Source organism: Longimicrobiales bacterium, assembly GCA_028823235.1.
Taxonomy (GTDB): domain Bacteria; phylum Gemmatimonadota; class Gemmatimonadetes; order Longimicrobiales; family Gaopeijiaceae; genus UBA2589.
Genome location: JAPKBW010000002.1, coordinates 106,992 through 125,621 on the forward strand (window position 1 = coordinate 106,992; position 18,630 = coordinate 125,621).

Consider the following 18,630-nt stretch of genomic DNA (forward strand, 5'->3'; position numbering starts at 1 on the left):
AAACAAACTCCAACAGTTGTCAAACTTTGAACACGAAGCGCTCCAAGGTAGTAGGGCTGAAAATGGTGATCAACCTCAGACGGTACCTACTCATGGGGTACGCTATGGCGAGCCGTCAGTTGCGGATGTAATCCGGAAGGATAAACAGTGACGGATCCTGTGCCACGCCGTTCATCTTCACCTCGTAGTGGAGGTTTGGGGCTGTTGCCGTACCGGTGCTACCAACTTGAGCGATCACATCGCCTCGGGTCACCTCGTCTCCGACCGCCACGATCAACTTCGAGGCGTGCCCGTAGAGCGTGGTAAAGCCAAAGCCATGGTCTACTTCTACCGTGAGTCCGTACCCGACGACCCAGCCTGACTGAATGACGCGACCCTTTGCTGAGGCGAAGATCGGAGTGCCGGTCGGTGCGGATACGTCGATTCCCTGATGAGGGAGCGGACGATTGTGTACGGGGTGTATGCGCGCCTTCGAGAAGCCGCTGCTCAGCCATCCGCGTGTCGGGAGAATCGAGGGTGTCGATTCCAGCTGGTCACGATGAGCCAGGAGGGAATCCATTGCCTCCACCAGACTTTCTGAAAGGAGCTGCGCTCGACGCTCGAGGGCGCTCAGGTCGTACGAGGTTGCGAAGATGGACTTCGTGGTGACCGAGTCCACTGTCCATAGAGGCGATGTCTCTGGGAGACCGAGTCCCGGCCCTCCTACGCCAGCTTCCAGAACATCAGGGTCGATGATTTTGAGGCCCGCGAGAATGCGAAACTGTGCGTCATTCGACGCCACTCGATCCAGTGTCGATCCCAGTGTTTGGATGCGCTCCTGGAACTCGGCCAATTCGGTTTCCAGGGCATCATTGCGTGTCTCGAGGTTCTGTGACTTCACGCGTGTGACAGAACTCGTACCCAAAATCAACGTGCTCGCGACAACCGCGATAGCGGCCATCCCTAACGCCCACACACCCGCTCTTAGGGTGCGTGTCGACAACGAATATTGTTGGACCGGGTCATCCTGTCCTCGCATAACGAGGAAGGTCCACCTGTCTCCGGCCATGATTCCGCCTTTTATCCACGAACGTTTGAACTACAGACGACTGCACGCTCAGGGGGAGGTGCGAAGCCGACCCATCAAAAATGCTCAATGGACCTGCCAGATGCTTAGCAGTTAAAGCTAGGGGGCCTTCGAAAAGGAAGTCAAGCAGCCCCGGGGCGGGCTACGTGCAAAAAGGTGCAAGCCCTCGGTGCGCCCGCCGAGGCACTCACGCTTACTCCTATGCCAGCCAAGACGGCTCCACTTTTGGGAAGAGTGGATCGCCCTTGCGGACGTTCAGCCCGGCAACCTTCAGTTCGGCGGCCTCATCAAGTCGCGGCACGCCTTTGAGGCCAAGTCGACTCGCGAGCTCTTCCATGGCCGTTGGTGTTACCGGCTGGAACAGGGCGGCAAGCACCACGAGGGCACGAGCCAGCGTAGCAAGCGTCTCGTCGAGGTCCTCGGCCTGGGCGTCATCTTTCGCCTGGCGCCATGGCTGTCGATCTTCGACGTACCCATTCGCAGCACGCCCGAGGTCCATGGCGGCGCCGAGTGCGTCGTGGATCTTGTACCGGTCCCGGGCTTCGCGCGATGCCTTCATGGCCGCCGCGATCTCGGCGGCCATGCCGCTGCCCGAGTGCTCGGGCACTGTTCCGTCCCGGTACTTGGCGATCATCGCGATCGCGCGACTCGCCAGATTCCCCAGGACGTTGGCGATCTCCTCGTAGCGGATCAGGAATCGCTCGGGTGTATACGAGGCATCTCCACCGGTCGGCATCTCACGCATCAGATACCATCGTACAGCATCGGAGCCGAACTCGTCCCGGAGGGAAAGTGGGTCGACGACGTTGCCGAGTGACTTCGACATTTTTGTCTCACCAACCACCCACCATCCGTGCGACAGGATGCGGGAGGGGACAGGCAGTCCGACTCCCATGAGGAGGGTAGGCCAGTACACTGAATGCGTCGTGAGAATGTCTTTTCCTATGACATGCATATCTGTCGGCCACCGTGACCCCGTGACATCTTCGAAGCCTTGTTTTCCCGGGGCAGCGGCTGGGTCGATGGCGCCTGACGCAGTCAGATAGTTGATGAGCGCGTCGACCCAGACGTATGCAACGTGCTCAGAGTCGAACGGCAGCTCGATACCCCAGGACACGCGGGATTTTGGCCGAGAAATCGAGAGGTCCCCCAGTGGCTGGCGGAGAAACCCGAGAATCTCGTTTCGGCGAACGTCAGGGACGATCCACTCGGGGTTGTCCTCGATCTGCTTGACGAGTGCGTCCTGCCAGCTCCCCATCCGGAAGAAGTAATTCTTCTCCTCCACGTGGATCACGGGCTTCCCGCAGATCTGACAGGTGCGGTCCTCGCCGATGTCCTTCTCGGTCCAATACCGCTCATCGGAGACGCAGTACCAACCCGAATAAAGTCCCTCGTAAATCTGGTCGCGTTCCCACAGTCGGATCAAGAAGGCGCGGACGACCTCCTTGTGCTCCTCTTCCGTTGTACGGATGAACCTGTCGTGAGAAATCCCGAGCCGCCCCCACGCCGCTTCGAATCGGTCAGCCATCGTGTCGCACAGCTCGAGCGGGCTGACGCCCCGCTTCTCAGCCTCGTCTTGGATCTTCTGGCCGTGCTCGTCTGTGCCTGTCAGGAAGAACACATCGTGGCCGTCCTGCCTGGCGAAGCGAGCGAGGACGTCCGTGAGGATCGTTGTGTACGCGTGACCAAGGTGAGGTTCGCCCGAGGCGTAGTAGATCGGGGTCGTGTAGAACCGGCGTGTCGAGCTCAATGAATATCTCCGGCGGGCGCAGATTCCGTGTCAGGTTTCTCTTCTGGGCTGTGGCTGGCGCGCGGGCCGACTTCTTCCTTGAGGTCGTCGAGCGAAACGGTGCGTCGTGATCCGTCCTTCGCGCGGAGGGTCACCTGATCGTGCCAGATGTCCACACCAATCACCCTCTCTTCACCGGAGTCGGTCTGGACGGTCCGTCCCTCCCGCGGGAAGCGACGACGTGCTTCGACGTAGGTTCGATGCTCGTACATCAGACAGCACATGAGGCGCCCGCAGCATCCACTGATCTGGGCTGGGTTCAGTGAGAGGCCCTGGTCTTTGGCCAACTGAAGCGAGACCGGTTTCAGTTCCGGGAGCCAGGTCGAGCAGCATAGCTCTCTGCCGCAGCGGCCGACGCCGCCGAGGAGCGCCGCCTCGTCTCGTACACCGATCTGCTTGAGCTCGATACGCGCACGGAAGGTTCTGGCCAGGTCCCGAACGAGCTGGCGGAAGTCGACCCGTTTATCCGCGGTAAAGTAGATGATCACTTTTTTACGATCGAACTGCCACTCGGCCTCCGTCACCTTCATGTTGAGGCCGTGTTCTGCGACCAATTTCCGAGTCTCTGTGCGGACGCGCTCCTCGTCTCCGCGAAGGACCTCCCAACGAGCAATCTCATCTTTGTGGGCGTGTCGTACGATAGAGTGCTCCGGCGTCGGGGTGGTACAGCCACCCGAAGAGGAGCATTTCCGTTCCGCGATTGCGCCAACCGCGGAGACCTCGCCCAGGTCCTCACCGCGATCTGCCTGTACGATGACGTGCTGTCCTGGCCGCAGGTCGAGCTCGACGTAGGAGAAGTATCCCTTACGAGTGCCCTTGAAGCGGATCTCCGCAAAGCCGGCCATGAGGGGGTCAGTCCAGCCGGTAAGAACCGATGGCTTCGTACTTCTCCCATCGCTGTTCTAGAAGATTTTTGGTCGAGAGCTTCCCAAGTGCGGTCAGCGTGCGGTTCAGCGCCTCCGCGAGATTCGAGGCTGCCCCATCCCAGTCCGTGTGCGCGCCGCCGTCGGGCTCGGGCACGATCTCGTCGCAAACGCCGGCGGCCTTGAGGTCGGTCGCCGTCAGCCGCAGGGCGATCGCCGCCTTCTCTTTGTGTTCAGCGGAACGCCACAGGATCGCAGCACAGCCTTCCGGCGAGATGACCGAATAGATCGAGTGCTCGAGCATGAGGATCCTGTCCGTCACCCCGATTCCGAGCGCTCCTCCGGACATCCCTTCGCCAAGAACCGCCGACACGATCGGCACGCGCAGGCGGGACATTTCACGGAGATTGAAGGCGATCGCCTCACCGATGCCCCGTTCCTCCGAGCCTAGTCCCGGATAGGCGCCGGGCGTATCGATGAATGAGATCACCGGACGGCCAAATTTCTCCGCCTGCTGCATGAGACGGAGTGCCTTTCGATAGCCTTCAGGGTGTGGCATCCCGAAATTGCGACGGAGGTTCTGCTTCATGTCGCGGCCCTTTTGCTGACCCACGATCATGACAGACTTGCCGTTCAGGCGTGCCCAGCCTCCGACGATGGCCTCGTCGTCACGGAAATTCCGGTCACCATGCAGCTCGACCCAATCGGTGAATGCCCGCTCGATGTAGTCGAGGGCGTAAGGCCGCTGCGGATGGCGCGCGACCTGTACCTGCTCCATCGGCTTGAGGTTTGCATACGTCTTCTGCTTTAGACCCTCGAGCTTGCTTCGAAGGACCGTCACTTCGTCGGAGACGTCGATCCCCCGTCGGTCGGCGAGGTCCAGGAGTTTGTCGATCTGTTCCTTGATCTCGACGATGTCACGCTCAAAATCTAGATGCACGGCAATAGCCAGTATGACTTCAGGTTTGCTTCAAGCTCGTGTTGTACGAGGGCCGATAAGCTCGCCCGATCGCGGTCGGGTCCGCAAGCTGACGACGACGGACTCAGTTTGCGCCCTTCAGCACCCACCCGTCCGGGTCGAGCGTGAAGGATGTGGTCGGCTCGCCCGTCATGCCGATCCGCACTTTGGTTTCGCGCTCGAATACCTTGATGGCCTGACGCCGAGCATTTGAGCCGGTGCCGACTTCGACGTCCATCTGAACGCGAAATGTCGGCCAATGGTCCGGCTGCACCTGCCGGATCGTGAGCTCGAGGCTTCCGCCAGGTCCGGGCGAGTTCGGAATCCACTCAGAGTCGACCTCGAAGGTCGGGAAGCCGGGTTCGTAGATCCATTGCTGGAAGAACCACTCGAGGTCCTGGCCAGACACATCCTCCATCACCGCTCGAAAGTCTTCAGTGAGGACCGCCGTATGCAGGTGTCGCTCGTAGTAGGTGCGGATGCCACGGAAGAACGTCTCGTCCCCAATGATGCCGCGAAGCATGTGGAGGACCCAGCCACCTTTCGGATAGTTGTTGTCATTGAGGAGTGCGAAGAGATCGGTCTCTTCCGGGTCGTATATCGGCCGACTCGTGTCCTCAGAGCTGATGACCCGCTGACGGCTCTGCTCCATCCGTCCCTGAAAGTCCGCGATGCCGTCGGCCGCCTCGAAAAACTGCGCACCGAAGTAGGTCGCGAAGCCCTCGGACAACCACAGGTGGTGCCAGCTGGCCTCAGTAATCGCGTCTCCGAACCATTGGTGAGCGATCTCGTGTGAGACCGTGCCTTCTATGTTGCTGCCGTCCGCGATTCCACGTTCGGAATAGAAGATCGCGGAGGCGTTTTCCATGCCGCCGAAGCGCGTCGCCGACTGGACGTTCGCAAGCTTCTCGAAGGGAAACGGACCGATGGTCTCGGAAAAATAGTCCACCATTTCGGCAGCGCGTCGGAAGGACGGCTCGGCGTTCGCCACATCCTGCGGGTAAACCCAGGTCGTAACCTCTACGCATCCATCGTCTCGACGAGAGGCTGGCGCCCGCCCGCATGCCGCGAGTCCGACCGTAGTGATGGTTAGGTCGCCCGCTCCGATGACCATGTTGTACGAAGAGATTGGCACACCGACTTCCCAGATCCAGCTACGACGAGGCCCCACCGGACCGATCGCATCGGATGGCGTAGCGGTGGGCTCGGAGGCGAGATGGCCGTTCGCGATGACCTTCCAGTCAGCAGGGGCGTGGACTGTATAGCGCACCGTGGCCTTGTCGGCGGGGTGGTCGACGCTGGGCAGCCAGAAGCGTGTCCGGTTGGGCCAGTTGTCCACGAAGGCTACGGGATCTCCGTGGACGTTCTCTCGAATGATCAACCCATCGTCGGGTGTGCCCTCATAATGCACGCGCACGGTGATGGTCTCGCCTCTTCTCGTCCCTGCCAGTGGGACCCGGAGAATGCCCTCTTCGTGTGTGTAGTCGACGTCCGAGCCGTCGATCGACACGCTGTTCACACCTATGCCGGAGAAGTCGAGCGGAAGTGTGGGCGATGGTGCCGTGGTTGCGACGCGGATTTCCGTGATCCCTTCAAACCAGAGGATTCCGTAGCCCAGACCGACCTCGACTTCGTAGTGGAGCACGTCGACACCCGGCGCGTACTCGCCCGGTGGGGGTGCGACGCCCGCGGGGATCGGTTCAGGTTCTTGAGCTGCCGCGCTCTGCGCCATGACTCCCACGAGCAACAACAGGCGTGCAATCCGGCGCCTGATCATGTGTCCGTCTCAAGTTGTTGAAAGGCCTCGACCTCGGTGAAGTCCTTATGGTGGACGCGGACGGTTTGTGGAGTGTCTGGGCTCAAGTCAGCGGGCGGGGTTTGGGGTGAGTCGTATCGCAATTTACGGCCGGTTCGAAGACGGGACAGGGGAACTGTCAGGCCGGTCTGACGGTTGGCTCAGGAACAAAGAACCAGACGATCAGCCCCATCGCTAGGATGGATCCAGCAGCCACGACCGTGTTCGACCCGTACCCGACGGTTGCGAAGAGGGGACCTGCGATGGCGCCTCCGAGTGCGAAGCCGAGTTGTCCGAGAGCCACGGTCAGGCTCATGAGTGAGCCACGGCGCTCATCGGACACGAGTGCTGTGAGCAAAGCCGAAAACGGACTGATTCGCATTGCCACGAGCACCATTGCCAAGAAAAAGAAGACGTAGGCGCTGAGGGGCCCGGTAACCAGAAAAACGGTCGACAACAGCAACGCAGACAGTCCGACGCATGCGAAGAGAATAATTTTCTTGCGGCCGATACGGTCGGAGAGCCTTCCTGCCCGCGGTCCTGTGAGGACGTTCGCGACGCCCCCGAACAGAAACATCACCGCGATCTGGTTGCCTGAGATACCGACGTCCCGTTCGAGCCACGTGGGTAGATAGATCACGAAGAGTGAGACACCTAAGAACATCATGAAGAAGGCCGCGGCGGCCCATGCGATCTCGGGTCGCTTGAGCATGGCTAGATAGTCGCCGGCAGCCTTTCTCACCGAGAGTTTCCCTTTAGTCCGTAAGACGTCAGGCTGGGGAATCTGGAAAATCACGAGAAATACGGTCAGGGCCATCGTCACGGCGAACATGTAGAATGGGGATCGAAAACCCCATCGAGCAGCCATGAAGATCCCCAGTGGAATACCGAAGATCTGGCCGAAGGCCGACCCGCTCATGACCCACCCGGTCGCCCAGCCCCTGCGCTCGTAGGGGAAGTAGTCTCCGATGTAGGAGACCGCGGCTCCGCTCAGGATCCCGCCCGCCGATCCTGCGAATATCCGCACTGCGACGAATGTGAAGTAGCCGGTCACGAAGCCGTGCAGGCAAAGAGCGAGGGTCATCGTGCCGCACCCCAAAATGAGGATGCGTTTCCGACCTATCTTGTCCGATACCGGGCCGGCAAGAATCGCAATGATCCCGACCATGATCGAATACACGGATACGAGTGTGCCGAGTACCGCATCCGCGATGCTCAACTCGTCGCCGATCATGGGAAGGATCGGGGAGAGGATCATCGTCTGACTGGCAGAGGAAAAGACCAAGAGCCAGAGCGTGAAGACGACGAGGTAGGGCTCGAATCGGGAGGGCATGACCGCGACCCGCCCGGGCCCACTTTCGCTCAATCCGTGTTCCGGTCCATGTAGCCCGGATACCGCTGCACCGTCGGCATTATGACCAGATTGAAGATGTCGACGTGCTCGGGGGCGTTTGCCACATACACCACCGCATCGGCGACGTCGTCGGCCTTCAGTGGCACGGTTGCGGAGTAGACACCCTCGGCACGATCCGTATCACCGTCGAATCTCACTTCGCTGAATTCCGTCTCCGCGAGGCCGGGGTCCACGCTGGAGACCCGGATTTTCGTGCCCAGCAGGTCGATGTTCATGGCCTCGCTCAGGGCTCGGACTGCGAACTTCGTTGCGTTGTAGACCGCACCCATCGGGTAAACCCAGTGACCGGCGATCGAACCAATGTTGATCACATGCCCGGAGTCGCGCTCGACCATGTGAGGGAGAATCGCACGGGTCACATAGAGAAGACCCTTGATGTTCGTGTCGATCATCTCATCCCAGTGGTCGAGCGACCCATCCTGGAGCTTGTCGAGACCCTTCGCCTTGCCGGCGTTGTTGATCAGCACGTCGGGTAGGAGTTCTTCCGCGACCAGTCCAAAGACGTACTCATTCACTGCGTCGCGATTCGTGACGTCGAGGGCGTGCGCGTGGGCCTTGATGCCATGCTCTTCGGTTAGATGCGTGGCGAGTGCCTGGACCTTCTCGAGGCGCCGGGCGGATAGAAGTAGATGTGCGCCTTGGGCTGCGAAGTAGTGAGCGCAAGCGGCACCAATTCCGGCGGAGGCGCCGGTGATCAGCACACGCTTGCCTGTGAGTCTGTTCATTGAAGCGCAGTTGAGTGAGACGCTGGAGCGGGTCGGCAGCCGCAGGAATGCGCTGAGATTGGGGGAGGTCGGGGTGTCAGGCAACGGGGTCAGCTCGATGTCTCGAACCCAGGCGCGGGTGTTCGCGCCTGCTGCGTCATTCAGGCCCCGCTCTAGGTCATGACGATCCCTTACGTTGCGGTCGGGGGCGCACTACCGTGCCTTACGATTTTCCTCTTGAGGTGCGCGATGAACAAGAAGCAGGTCGGCGCTTGGGCGATGTTCGATTTTGCTAACTCTGTCTATCCCGCGGTCATCACGACCGCTGTGTTCTCGGCCTACTACTCGGGGTTCGTTGTCGGAGGCGATGACGGTCGGGGTACACAGCTGTGGGGTTGGGCAGTCTCGGCTTCCGCGTTGATCGTCGCATTGACCGCGCCATTGCTGGGTGCGGTGGCCGATCGTGGCGGGGCCAGAAAGAAATTCATGCTCTTCTACACCGGTCTCTGTCTGTTCGGCGTGACCATGTTCACGACGCTCGATGCCGGGATGGCCCTCCAGGGCTTTGTCCTGTTTGTCATTGCCAACGTCGGCTTCGAAAGTGCGATCGTGTTTTACAATTCCTTCCTGCCGGACATCGCACCGCGCGAGATGCAGGGACGGGTTTCCGGCCTGGGCTTCGGAGTCGGCTACGCGGGTTCCGCACTGGGTCTTCTTCTGGCTGCCCCGCTTGTCGACACCATCGAGCTGGTGTGGATCATGGTGGCGCTCTTCTTCTTGGTCTTCTCGATTCCGGCCTTCCTGTACCTGCCGAAGGACGAGCCTAGTGAGATGTCCGTACCCCAGGCCATGGGATGGGGGCTGACGAACTTCAGGTCCATCGTCGCCGAGGTCTGGGCACTCAAGGATCTCCGCAACTTCCTGATCGCGTTCTTCTTTTACATCGATGGTGTGCTGACCATCATCGTCATGGCCGGTCCCGTTGCCGAGGAGACGTTCGCCTTCACGCCGAGCGAGAGCATCATGCTCTTTCTCATTGTTCAGCTTTCGGCACTCGCCGGGGCGTTTGCATTGGCGAAGCCGACTGATGTGTGGGGTCCAAAGACGGTGCTGAACGGAGTGCTCCTGCTCTGGATCATGGCCGGAGTGTCAGCCTTTTTCGTGCAAGACAAGAGTGTGTTCTTTGGCTTGGCGGTCGTGGCCGGATTCGGACTTGGCTCCGTACAGTCTGCGAGCCGCAGTTATGTGTCCCTCTTGATTCCCGATGGACGCGAATCGGAGTTGTTCGGTTTTTACGCACTGTGCGGAAAATCGTCGTCGACGGTGGGCCCCATTCTCTTTGGTACCGCGACCGTAATGGCGGGTGGAAACCAGCGGCCCTCGTTTCTGGTTATCACGGTGATGTTCGTTATCGGACTCTTCCTGCTGCGGAAGGTCCCAAACCCCCGGGTGCTCGCCAGTTGACGGATTTCTCCGCATGACCCCGCGGCTCTCCGCACGCTAAGCGGTAGTCGCGATCGCCGTTCTGGCACTCGGTGCCGGCGGACTCACACGCTTGGCTTCCGTACGAATGTCCGGGACGTTCGACGGGAATTCACTCGACTCGTGTTCTACAGTGGGTCATGGCGTTCGGCGCGTTCCTCATGCGCTCCGACCCGAACACGGGGGTTCGCTATGCCCTGCCAGCCCTGCCACTACTCGCGGTGTTCGTGTCGGGCGTGTCGTGGTTCCAGTTCTGGTGGTGGCGCAGGCCATCTCCGTGCTCACTGTCTATCCGTACTTCTTGGCCTATTCGGGCGTTCTCGCCGCCGGACGTGAAGGGCATCGGCGTCTCTCCGATTCGAACGTGGAGTGGGGGCAGGGGAGGACCTTCATGCAAGACGAAGGCATCGGGCGCGTGAATCTCGCGTACTTCGAAAGCGCTCGAACGGGGGCTTATGGCATTGAGTATGTCGCGCTGCCGATTTCCTTCCGTCTGTCTGTGCCGAGAATCTGTTGCGCGGCCGAGTATCCATGGCTCACTGTGATTTCTGCGATGACCCTGCAGGGGGCAGGGGTGGAATCCGTTCGCGCTGTACCGGGAGAGAGAGCCTTACGCTTTGATCGGGCATTCTCTCATCGTGTCCGACGAGAAAGACTGAAGATGAGCAGCTCCCGCAGTCAGCTCAACGGCTGCTTGAACCGCTCCTGACATGCACCGCTGTGACTCACGGAGCATGAGGAGCGGAGTCCTGCCCGAACTGGGCCCTGTGTAACTCCGAGAAGGTTCCTCCAGCCGCGACCAGGTCGTCCCAGCCGCCTTGTTCGACCATGCGGCCGTTGTTCATGACCAGGATCTGGTCGGCGTCACGAATAGTCGAAAGTCGATGCGCGATGATGATCAGCGTCCGACCATGCGCACGCTGCTGGATCGCCCGAGCGACGCGCTGTTCGATGACGCTGTCCAGGGCCGAGGTGGCCTCGTCCAGAATCAGGATGTCGGGATCTCGCAGAAGGGCGCGAGCGAGTGCAGCACGCTGGCGCTGCCCGCCTGAAAGCTGAACGCCACGGTCACCGACCTCCGTATCGAGCCCGTCTCGTAGCCCTTCGGCAAAGGTGCCCAACTCCACGTCATGGAGCGCCGCGAGGACTTCCTCTTCATCGATCGGACGGTCGAGGCCGAACGTCAGGTTCTCGCGCAGGGTCCGATTTAGCAGCCAGACCTCCTGACTTACGATGGCCATCCGGGCGTGGAGTGATTCCAGCGAGAAGTCGCGGATGTCGTGTCCATCGAGTGAGATGGATCCGGGTGCGCAATCGTAGAAGCGTGCGATCAGGTCGACGAAAGTCGTTTTACCGGCTCCTGTGGGGCCTACGATCGCGGTGACTTTCCCGGCGCGCAGTGTCGTGTTGATGTCGCGCAGGGTTTCGACACCGTCTTGATACTGGAAGTCGAGATGCTTGACCGCGATTCCGTCCTTCAGGGCCTCGAAACGTCTGTTGCCCGCCGGCACCAGGTACTTTCCTTCGTCCGAAAAAAGGTCTGCGACCGCATCGAGTCTGGGAATTTCCTGTGAAACCTTCAGACTGAACTCGCTGAAATATTTGTAGTCACGCAGGGCCTGCTGGAGGATCAACAAGAACGCACCGAATGCCGCCAGGTCGCCGGGGCGGAAGGCGGCTGGCGAGACGAAGATCACGACGCTCTGGACGAGCAGCATGGTCAGCAGGATCAGGACTTCCTCGACGGGATACCGCAGACTGATGACACGTCCCCGTCGAACCGCCAGCACTTCTGCTTCGCGGAGCACGTCTGCGTACGCTCCGGCGGCCTGCTGTTCCTGTGAGTACGCCTTCACCAGTGGAATCGATCCGAGTACGTCGAGGATCCGCGTCCTCATGCGCCGGTCCACTTCAACGCCTTGTTGTGATATGCGCTGGACCTCGCGGTTGACTGCATTCATCAGCCAGTTCACCAAGGGCAGCGACAGGATGAACGCGATCGACAGCGGGAGCGAAATTCCGAACATGACTGCGGCCTTAACGAGAAGGCCGACGCCGTTGCGCAGTAGCTCCTCGATTGCGACAAGCAGCCCCATGATCGAGCTCGACCACCCGATCTCGGCGTCCACGCGTCCGACAGCATTTCGGTCGAAGTACTGTCGCCCGAACTGAAGGACGCGCCCGAATGTTTCCTCCCCGACCTGGACCCGGTAGCGCTCGTTGCGTCCGACGACGAAGAGTTTGCTGGCGTATTCGACGACGAGCTTGGCAATACGCCCGACGATCAGGAGCGATACGACCATGACGATGAGAAACGAGTCTCGAGCTCCGCGGTCGACAACGGAGTCTGGTACGAGCTGCAGGATCCAGCCGAACGCTCTTGAGTCAGCCAGAAAGTCGAACGAGTTCTGAGAGATCGCTTCGGTAAGCGGGATCAACAGGGAGAACGACGCGCCCTCCAGTACGCCGGCGATCAGAATGAGCCCGATCGGTAATGCGAGATGCCACCAACGGCCATCCACCACATGCCAGTAGTGGCGGATAATGCCTCTGGCTGGGGCTACGGCATGGTCCGGGGCGTGACTCATGTAGGCGGCTATGGCCTCGGGAGTTGTTTTGTCACGAGGCCGGCTGCATCCAGGGCCAGTAGAGTCCGAAGCAGGACATTGCTTCCGTTCACGATGTCCTCCAGTTCGGTGTGCTCCTCAGGAGCGTGACTGACTCCGTTCACGGAGGGTACGAAGATCATTCCGACCGGACAGAGCAAGGCCATGCTCTGCGCATCGTGTCCGGCACCCGAGGGCATCCGCGCCGGGCTAAGGCCCAGATCGTTCGCGGCTCGTTCGACCATGTCTCGAATGCGCAGGTCGGTCGGGGCGGCTCCACTCGTGTAGAAGCGCTCGAAAGAAAAGGTGACGCCGGTCTGTCGGGCGATCTCTGCAGATCGTTCCTCGATCGCAGCGTATATGTCCGCGACTCCCTCCATCGTGAGATCTCGGATCTCCAACGTCATGCGGACGTGCCCCGGAATGACGTTCGGTGCGCCTGGCTCGGCTTCGAGCCGACCGACGGTGGCCACTTGGCGACCCGGCGTGTCGTGCGCGATGCGGTACGCCGATGTGATGAAGCGGGCCGCGCCGACCATTGCATCGGCACGTCGGTCCATCGGTGTGGTTCCCGCGTGGTTGGTCATTCCATGCACCGTGACGTTCCAGCGCATGATCCCGACGATGCCCTCGACCACGCCGATATCGATGCCGTCCTGATCCATGACCGCACCCTGCTCGACATGCAGCTCAAGGAACGCCGTCAGCGAGCCCTCGTCGCGGCGGACGTCGGCCAGTCGCGCGGCGTTCCCCCCCAGCCGGTCGAGGCCTTCCCCAATGGTGAAGCCCGAGGCAGTCTCGATATCGAGTTCGAATCTCTCGACCTGACCCGCGAGGGCGCGGCTCCCGGTTTTGCCCCCTTCTTCGTTGGTGAAGAAGGCTATCTCCATGGGATGTCGCGTCTGGCGTCCGGCGTCGGCCAGCGTGGCGGCGACCTCAACCGCGCCCATGGATCCAACCTGGCCATCGAAGTTGCCACCTCCTGGCACGGAGTCGATGTGAGAGCCGAACATGATGGGAGCAAGCCCGAGCTCCGTGCCTGGCTTCTGAGCGATCAGGTTCCCTGCGAAGTCGGTGTGCGTCTCGAAGCCTGCCGCTTGTAGGAGGCCTGCGACCCAGTCGCGGGCCTCGATGTTGGCGTCACTGAATGCGACCCGGTCGATTCCCCCGGCGGCGTTCGCTCCGAAGGTGGCGAGTTCGCGCATACGTTCGCCGAGTCGTGTCGCATCTACTACGAAGGCCTGACCACGACCTGGACCGGAACGATGGTCGCCAAGGACAGGCGTTGCACCAGTCCATGCTCCCGCCATGGCGAGCCCACTCACGCGCGCGAAATCTCTTCTCTTCATGAGGTCAGTTCCTGGTCGAGCGTCGATAGTCGAGTGGTGGCTCCCGGTCGCCCACGAACGGAATGTAAGAGCCGGTCCCTCGGCGTTCCTCGAATTCGGCCCTCGCCTGAGCGACGAGATCCGGTCGGGTTATCAAATCCACAGCGGTTCTTGCCACGGTTTGTGCCGCTAGGAGCATGCCCTTCGTCCCGATCGTCGTTCCCGAGACTGCTGCGGCCTGCCAAGTGTGAAAAACCACTCCTGGCACATGGGTAGCGGTCGACAGTCCGGTCGTGGGTACGTCCCAACTCACGTCGCCGCCGGCCGACGACAGCGGCAGAACCCCCCCTGGAAGCGTCTGGTACATCAACTCGGCGAAGCGAAGCTCTTCTGCATAGTATTCGACGCCTCCGACCTCCTCGAGATTTTCGAACATCGCCCGGGCGAGGGTGGTGTTTGGAAGGAGGTTGTAGACGCCGTTGACGATTTCATGTTCGACCGTCGTACCTGTTCCTTGTGCGGCTCCCTCGGACACATCGATCATGCGCTCGAAGAGCTCTCGTACGACGCCCGCGTCGGGGTGACGGACGTAGTAGTACACCTCGGCCTTCGCCGGGACGACGTTCGGAGCGAGCCCGCCATCCGAGATGACGTAGTGAATTCGAGTCTCCTGCGGCACATGCTCATGGACGGTCTTCCTAGAGTGCTGCGTGAAAGTGCGTTATGGAACTCGGAGCGGCGAGCGGTCCGGGTGGCTCTACGAATTTCAGAATAGACTGATCCGGTCACGAGCGCCTCCCACAGCACCTCGTGCTGGCGCCTCGTTCCCGGGTCACCCAGGTTGTGCGCCCGCCGGATCTATTGACTGGAAGGAGTGCGAAATCATGCGGATTATCCGATGGGTCACGTGTACTGGGCTTGTCTTCGTTCTCGCGACTGGGTGCACGATCGAGGACCGTCTGGATCGCATACCTGAAGCGGAGTCCACCCGGCGACAGGTCATTCAGCCGGAGGGCGTAGCGCGACTGCCCGTCTTCTCTTCGGCGATTCGAAGTGGTGACTTCATTTTCCTGTCGGGTGCGCTCGGCGCACTGCCCGGGGTTATGCCACCCCAACTCATCGAGGGTGGCATCGAGGCCGAGACCCGACAGACCATGGACAACATCATCAGCGTCCTTGCGGCGGCTGACGTGACGCTGGAGGATCTCATCAAATGCACGGTCTTCTTGGCCGACATTGATGACTATGCGGCGATGAATTCAGTCTACGTGGAATACTTTCCGTCGGACCCGCCCGCACGTTCGGCGCTTGCCGGGAGTGGCCTCGCGCTAGGTGCCCTGGTCGAGATCGAGTGCATTGCGGCTGCACCCGAAGGGAGCTGATCAGGCCAGGGGTCGTCCGCCATCGACTGAGATCACGGTACCGGTCGTGAAGGTGAGCCGTGTGGCTGCTGCGACGATGGAGTGCGCGATGTCCTCAGGCGTGCCAAGCCTCGCGAGAGGAGTCCGCTCGACGTAGCGACGTCGACGCTCAGCACTCCACTCGCGGGTGAGGTGTGTTTCGACCAGGCCCGGCGCGACAGAGATCACACGTACCGCAGGCCCGAGGGCCCGGGCCAGGCACATGGTCATGTTGTCGAGCGCGGCCTTCGATGCGGAATAGGCTACGTTGCTCCCCGCGGCTGTTCGAGCGGCTACGGACGAGACGTTGATGACCACGCCGCCCGGTGCCTGCTCGAGGAGCGGTCGGAACGAGCGAATCGTCGCGAACGGCCCCCGCACATTCGTCCTCATGATCTGATCGAAGAACGCGTCGTCCATCCCATCGAGATCGTCGTGAGCGATCACTCGTGTGGTGGCGGCATTATTCACCAGCACGTCGAGTCGGCCCTCATTGGATGCTACGGATTTCGCGGCCTCCTGCAGCCCAGCGGTATCCGAGGCCGACACCTGGAGAATCCGGTGCCCGGTGCCGTCCAGCGATCCCAGGACCTCCTCAGCCCCCGCCTCGGAGTCGCGATGCGTAATGATCACGCGAAAGCCTGTGTCTGCGAACGCGTGCGCCGTAGCTGCTCCAATGCCTCGGCTTCCGCCGGTGATCAAGGCGACCGGGCGGTTTTTTTCAGTCTGAATCATTGGCGCTCCGAAACCTGTCACCGCTCCTCGGGTCTCGATAACCTAGAACGAGTGCACGTTCTTGGCGCGTGGGGCCACGAGCGGTTGCGTTGGGTGAAGGGAGCGGATGACGATGACGATAAGGCCGCGAGTTGCTAAAGCGGGGCGGCGCTGATTCAGCTGGCTGTTAACGGTCATCCCTGAACCGTCGTAGCGAAACGGCCTTGGCCGCCTAGTTTGTCCCGACCTATTCTCGTACCTGGGCGGACAGTGTGGCAGACGAGCTCTCTCGTCGGGACTTCGTGTCAACGACTTCGAAGTTGGCTCTTGGTGGCATGATCGTGCCGAGGCATGTGATTGGTGGGCCCGGTTTCCGGGCACCCAGCGACACTTTGAACGTGGCGATCATCGGCGCCGGCGGAATGGGCGCGAGCAACGCCCAGAAGCTCGGGTCTGAGAATATCGTGGCTGTCTGTGATCTCGATCATCGACTCGTCGAGAACAAGGTCCGGGAGGAGATGACCGACGGAGACGGGAACCCTCGCGAGGAAGGGCATCGCTGGGCCGAGCAATACGAACGAGCCGTGAAGTACACCCGGTGGGAAGAGCTGCTCGAACAACAGGGCGATATCGACGCTGTCCTGATCGCGACGCCCGATCACACACACGCGGTGATCGCGTCAGCCGCGATGAAGGAGGGGAAGCACATCTATGTGCAGAAGCCTCTTACGTGGTCTGTTCATGAGGCGCGAGCGCTGGCCGCACTCGCCGAAGAATCAGGTGTGGTCACACAGATGGGGAACCAGGGTCATTCCACCGACGAAGCGCGGCTCATCAATGAGTGGATTCAGGCAGGCGTGATCGGGAACGTGCATGAGGTGCACGTATGGACCAATCGCCCCATCTGGGCGCAAGGCCTGCTTCGGCCGGCTGCGATGCCTGCCGACTTTGATGCTCTTTCTCCCGATCGCTCATGGTGGCCGGGTTCTGTGGGGGAGGCTCAGGCTTCGGGACTCTACGCCGACTTCCAGGTGCCCGAGCAGCTGGACTGGGATGCCTATCTGGGACCGATCACGAAGGACGTCCCCTATCACCCGATCTATCATCCGTTCCACTGGCGCGGTTGGGTGGACTTCGGGGTTGGGGCTCTCGGCGACATGGGCGCCCATCTCATCGATCATCCGTATTGGGCGCTCGGGCTGACCTACCCGACCCACGTCGAGGCTACCTCCACTCCGTGGGGAGGGCCGACCGATGATCCGGTCTCCTACCCGATGGCGACGACGGTTCACTATGAGTTCCCGCGCAGGGGCCTCATGCCCGCGGTTGACCTACACTGGTATGACGGCGGCCTGATGCCGAAGCGCCCAGCTGAGCTTCCCGCGGATGTGGAGCTGGAGCGTGGTGGCGGTGTGATCTTTGTTGGTGAGCGGGGCATTCTCATGCACGAAACCTATGGGGAGAATCCACAGCTGTATCCGCAGTCTCTGCACGAAGAGGCGGCTTCCGTGCCTCAGACGTATGCCCGCATCGAGGAAAGCCACGAGATGAACTGGGCCAACGCATGCATGGGAATCGGCGAGCCGACGAGCCCGTTCTCGTATGCCGCCCCGCTGACCGAGGTCATGCTCCTGGGGCTCGTAGCACTTCGGGGTGGGCAAGGCTTTCGGATGGCATACGATGCCGACAACATGCGCGTACTAAATTCCGATGACGCCAACGCGTACCTCACGCGGGCCTATCGCGACGGGTGGTCACTATAATGCGCCGAACTATGCTGGCGATTGCTGCGGTCTGCCTCTCGGTCGGTTGTGCGGCTGCTCAGGACGAGGCCGGCCCTGCTATGACAGACGCGGAGCACCTGACACCGGTGAATGTCCTGACTCAGGTTGAAATGGATGCCGGCTGGCAACTCCTCTTCGACGGTCACACTCTTGACGGGTGGCACGGATACAACCGTGACGGCCTTCCCGGCGGCTGGGGTGTCGAGAACGGCATGCTGACTCGCACCGGTGAAGGCGGGGACATCGTCACCGACCGCGAGTTCGTCGATTTCGAACTTTCCGTGGAATGGAAGCTGGAGCCCGGCGGAAACAGCGGCATCTTCTACCGCGCGGCAGAGGGTGAGGAGTGGATCTATCACAGTGCGCCAGAAATGCAGATCCTAGACGATGAGCGTCACCCCGACGGCCAGAACCCGCTCACGAGCGCGGGTGCCAACTACGGGCTGAACGCTGCGCCGCGGGGTGTAGTGCGACCGGTCGGCGAATGGAACGAATCGCGTGTGGTCGTCGAGGGATCGGACGTCGAACACTGGCTCAACGGCACCCGCGTGGTCGAATACGTCCTCGGGGGCGAGGAGTGGGAGGCACTCGTCGCCGACAGCAAGTTCGTCGAATGGCCCGCGTACGGCAGAGCTGCGAAGGGCCACATCGGGCTACAGGATCATGGCGACCCTGTTTGGTACCGGAACCTCAAAGTAAGAGAGATTCAATGATGGATCGGCGCACT

General features: G+C 61.1%; 16 protein-coding genes. 5 read left to right on the top strand and 11 right to left on the bottom strand.

Translation table 11 applies throughout. The annotated features are described in order from the left end of the window. Positions 1–115: 115 nt before the first annotated feature. The 7 genes from OSA81_01310 to OSA81_01340 all read right to left on the bottom strand — a co-directional run bounded on the left by OSA81_01310 (position 116) and on the right by OSA81_01340 (position 8,610). Positions 116–1,048, bottom strand: coding sequence for a M23 family metallopeptidase (locus OSA81_01310; protein MDE0897631.1), 933 nt, complete (start codon positions 1,046–1,048; stop codon positions 116–118). Positions 1,049–1,265: 217 nt separating this feature from the next. Continuing rightward, the gene (metG, locus tag OSA81_01315) at positions 1,266–2,816 is read right to left on the bottom strand and encodes a methionine--tRNA ligase (protein MDE0897632.1); all 1,551 of its coding nucleotides are present in this window, start codon (positions 2,814–2,816) and stop codon (positions 1,266–1,268) included. Further along, positions 2,813–3,700: a regulatory iron-sulfur-containing complex subunit RicT gene (ricT, locus tag OSA81_01320; GenBank protein MDE0897633.1), complete on the bottom strand. Its 888-nt coding sequence runs from the start codon at positions 3,698–3,700 to the stop codon at positions 2,813–2,815. The genes metG and ricT overlap by 4 nt, the downstream gene beginning before the upstream one ends. Positions 3,701–3,707: 7 nt before the next feature. After that, positions 3,708–4,658, bottom strand: coding sequence for an acetyl-CoA carboxylase carboxyltransferase subunit alpha (locus OSA81_01325; protein MDE0897634.1), 951 nt, complete (start codon positions 4,656–4,658; stop codon positions 3,708–3,710). Positions 4,659–4,761: 103 nt separating this feature from the next. Next, positions 4,762–6,453: a M1 family metallopeptidase gene (locus OSA81_01330; protein MDE0897635.1), complete on the bottom strand. Its 1,692-nt coding sequence runs from the start codon at positions 6,451–6,453 to the stop codon at positions 4,762–4,764. 157 nt (positions 6,454–6,610) lie between these two features. Next, positions 6,611–7,837 carry an MFS transporter gene (locus OSA81_01335; protein ID MDE0897636.1) on the bottom strand — a complete coding sequence of 409 codons (1,227 nt, stop codon included), beginning with the start codon at positions 7,835–7,837 and terminating at the stop codon, positions 6,611–6,613. Then, positions 7,834–8,610 (bottom strand): SDR family NAD(P)-dependent oxidoreductase, encoded by a 777-nt coding sequence (locus tag OSA81_01340; GenBank protein ID MDE0897637.1) that lies wholly within the window; start codon positions 8,608–8,610, stop codon positions 7,834–7,836. The genes OSA81_01335 and OSA81_01340 overlap by 4 nt, the downstream gene beginning before the upstream one ends. Positions 8,611–8,838: 228 nt before the next feature. On the opposite strand from OSA81_01340, the gene OSA81_01345 reads away from it, so the two are divergent. Together OSA81_01345 and OSA81_01350 are read left to right on the top strand one after the other, a co-directional pair. Then, on the top strand, positions 8,839–10,053 hold the full coding sequence (locus tag OSA81_01345; protein ID MDE0897638.1) for an MFS transporter: 1,215 nt from the start codon (positions 8,839–8,841) through the stop codon (positions 10,051–10,053). Between the two features lie 259 nt (positions 10,054–10,312). Beyond that, entirely contained in the window at positions 10,313–10,780 is a 468-nt protein-coding gene (locus OSA81_01350) for a hypothetical protein (GenBank protein MDE0897639.1), read from the top strand. A gap of 16 nt (positions 10,781–10,796) precedes the next feature. Here OSA81_01350 and OSA81_01355 read toward each other — a convergent pair whose 3' ends face one another. Genes OSA81_01355 through OSA81_01365 form a run of 3 tightly spaced genes read right to left on the bottom strand, consistent with a single transcriptional unit; the run spans position 10,797 to position 14,684 of the window. Next, entirely contained in the window at positions 10,797–12,659 is a 1,863-nt protein-coding gene (locus tag OSA81_01355; GenBank protein MDE0897640.1) for an ABC transporter ATP-binding protein, read from the bottom strand. A gap of 8 nt (positions 12,660–12,667) precedes the next feature. Continuing rightward, positions 12,668–14,026 carry a Zn-dependent hydrolase gene (locus OSA81_01360; GenBank protein ID MDE0897641.1) on the bottom strand — a complete coding sequence of 453 codons (1,359 nt, stop codon included), beginning with the start codon at positions 14,024–14,026 and terminating at the stop codon, positions 12,668–12,670. Positions 14,027–14,030: 4 nt separating this feature from the next. Continuing rightward, positions 14,031–14,684 (bottom strand): hypothetical protein, encoded by a 654-nt coding sequence (locus OSA81_01365; GenBank protein MDE0897642.1) that lies wholly within the window; start codon positions 14,682–14,684, stop codon positions 14,031–14,033. Positions 14,685–14,889: 205 nt separating this feature from the next. Here OSA81_01365 and OSA81_01370 point away from each other — a divergent pair, with 205 nt between their 5' ends. Further along, a complete protein-coding gene (locus OSA81_01370) occupies positions 14,890–15,387 on the top strand; it encodes a RidA family protein (GenBank protein ID MDE0897643.1) in 498 nt (165 codons plus the stop codon). Here OSA81_01370 and OSA81_01375 read toward each other — a convergent pair whose 3' ends face one another. After that, positions 15,388–16,140: an SDR family NAD(P)-dependent oxidoreductase gene (locus tag OSA81_01375; GenBank protein MDE0897644.1), complete on the bottom strand. Its 753-nt coding sequence runs from the start codon at positions 16,138–16,140 to the stop codon at positions 15,388–15,390. It lies immediately after the preceding gene. Positions 16,141–16,391: 251 nt separating this feature from the next. On the opposite strand from OSA81_01375, the gene OSA81_01380 reads away from it, so the two are divergent. Both OSA81_01380 and OSA81_01385 read left to right on the top strand, forming a co-directional pair. Beyond that, positions 16,392–17,882 carry a Gfo/Idh/MocA family oxidoreductase gene (locus OSA81_01380; protein MDE0897645.1) on the top strand — a complete coding sequence of 497 codons (1,491 nt, stop codon included), beginning with the start codon at positions 16,392–16,394 and terminating at the stop codon, positions 17,880–17,882. Beyond that, positions 17,882–18,616, top strand: a complete 735-nt coding sequence (locus tag OSA81_01385) for a DUF1080 domain-containing protein (GenBank protein ID MDE0897646.1) — start codon at positions 17,882–17,884, stop codon at positions 18,614–18,616. Before OSA81_01380 ends, OSA81_01385 begins: the two co-directional genes overlap by 1 nt. The last annotated feature ends 14 nt before the right edge of the window (positions 18,617–18,630 follow it).

Bases quoted from the DNA above. Each gene is read 5' to 3' on its own strand.
- OSA81_01340 (MDE0897637.1), bottom strand. From the start codon at position 8,610: ATGAACAGACTCACAGGCAAGCGTGTGCTGATCACCGGCGCCTCCGCC.
- ricT (MDE0897633.1), bottom strand. From the start codon at position 3,700: ATGGCCGGCTTTGCGGAGATCCGCTTCAAGGGCACTCGTAAGGGATAC.
- OSA81_01370 (MDE0897643.1), top strand. From the start codon at position 14,890: ATGCGGATTATCCGATGGGTCACGTGTACTGGGCTTGTCTTCGTTCTC.
- OSA81_01310 (MDE0897631.1), bottom strand. From the start codon at position 1,048: ATGGCCGGAGACAGGTGGACCTTCCTCGTTATGCGAGGACAGGATGAC.
- OSA81_01375 (MDE0897644.1), bottom strand. From the start codon at position 16,140: ATGATTCAGACTGAAAAAAACCGCCCGGTCGCCTTGATCACCGGCGGA.
- OSA81_01330 (MDE0897635.1), bottom strand. From the start codon at position 6,453: ATGATCAGGCGCCGGATTGCACGCCTGTTGTTGCTCGTGGGAGTCATG.
- OSA81_01355 (MDE0897640.1), bottom strand. From the start codon at position 12,659: ATGAGTCACGCCCCGGACCATGCCGTAGCCCCAGCCAGAGGCATTATC.
- OSA81_01345 (MDE0897638.1), top strand. From the start codon at position 8,839: ATGAACAAGAAGCAGGTCGGCGCTTGGGCGATGTTCGATTTTGCTAAC.
- OSA81_01360 (MDE0897641.1), bottom strand. From the start codon at position 14,026: ATGAAGAGAAGAGATTTCGCGCGCGTGAGTGGGCTCGCCATGGCGGGA.
- OSA81_01385 (MDE0897646.1), top strand. From the start codon at position 17,882: ATGCGCCGAACTATGCTGGCGATTGCTGCGGTCTGCCTCTCGGTCGGT.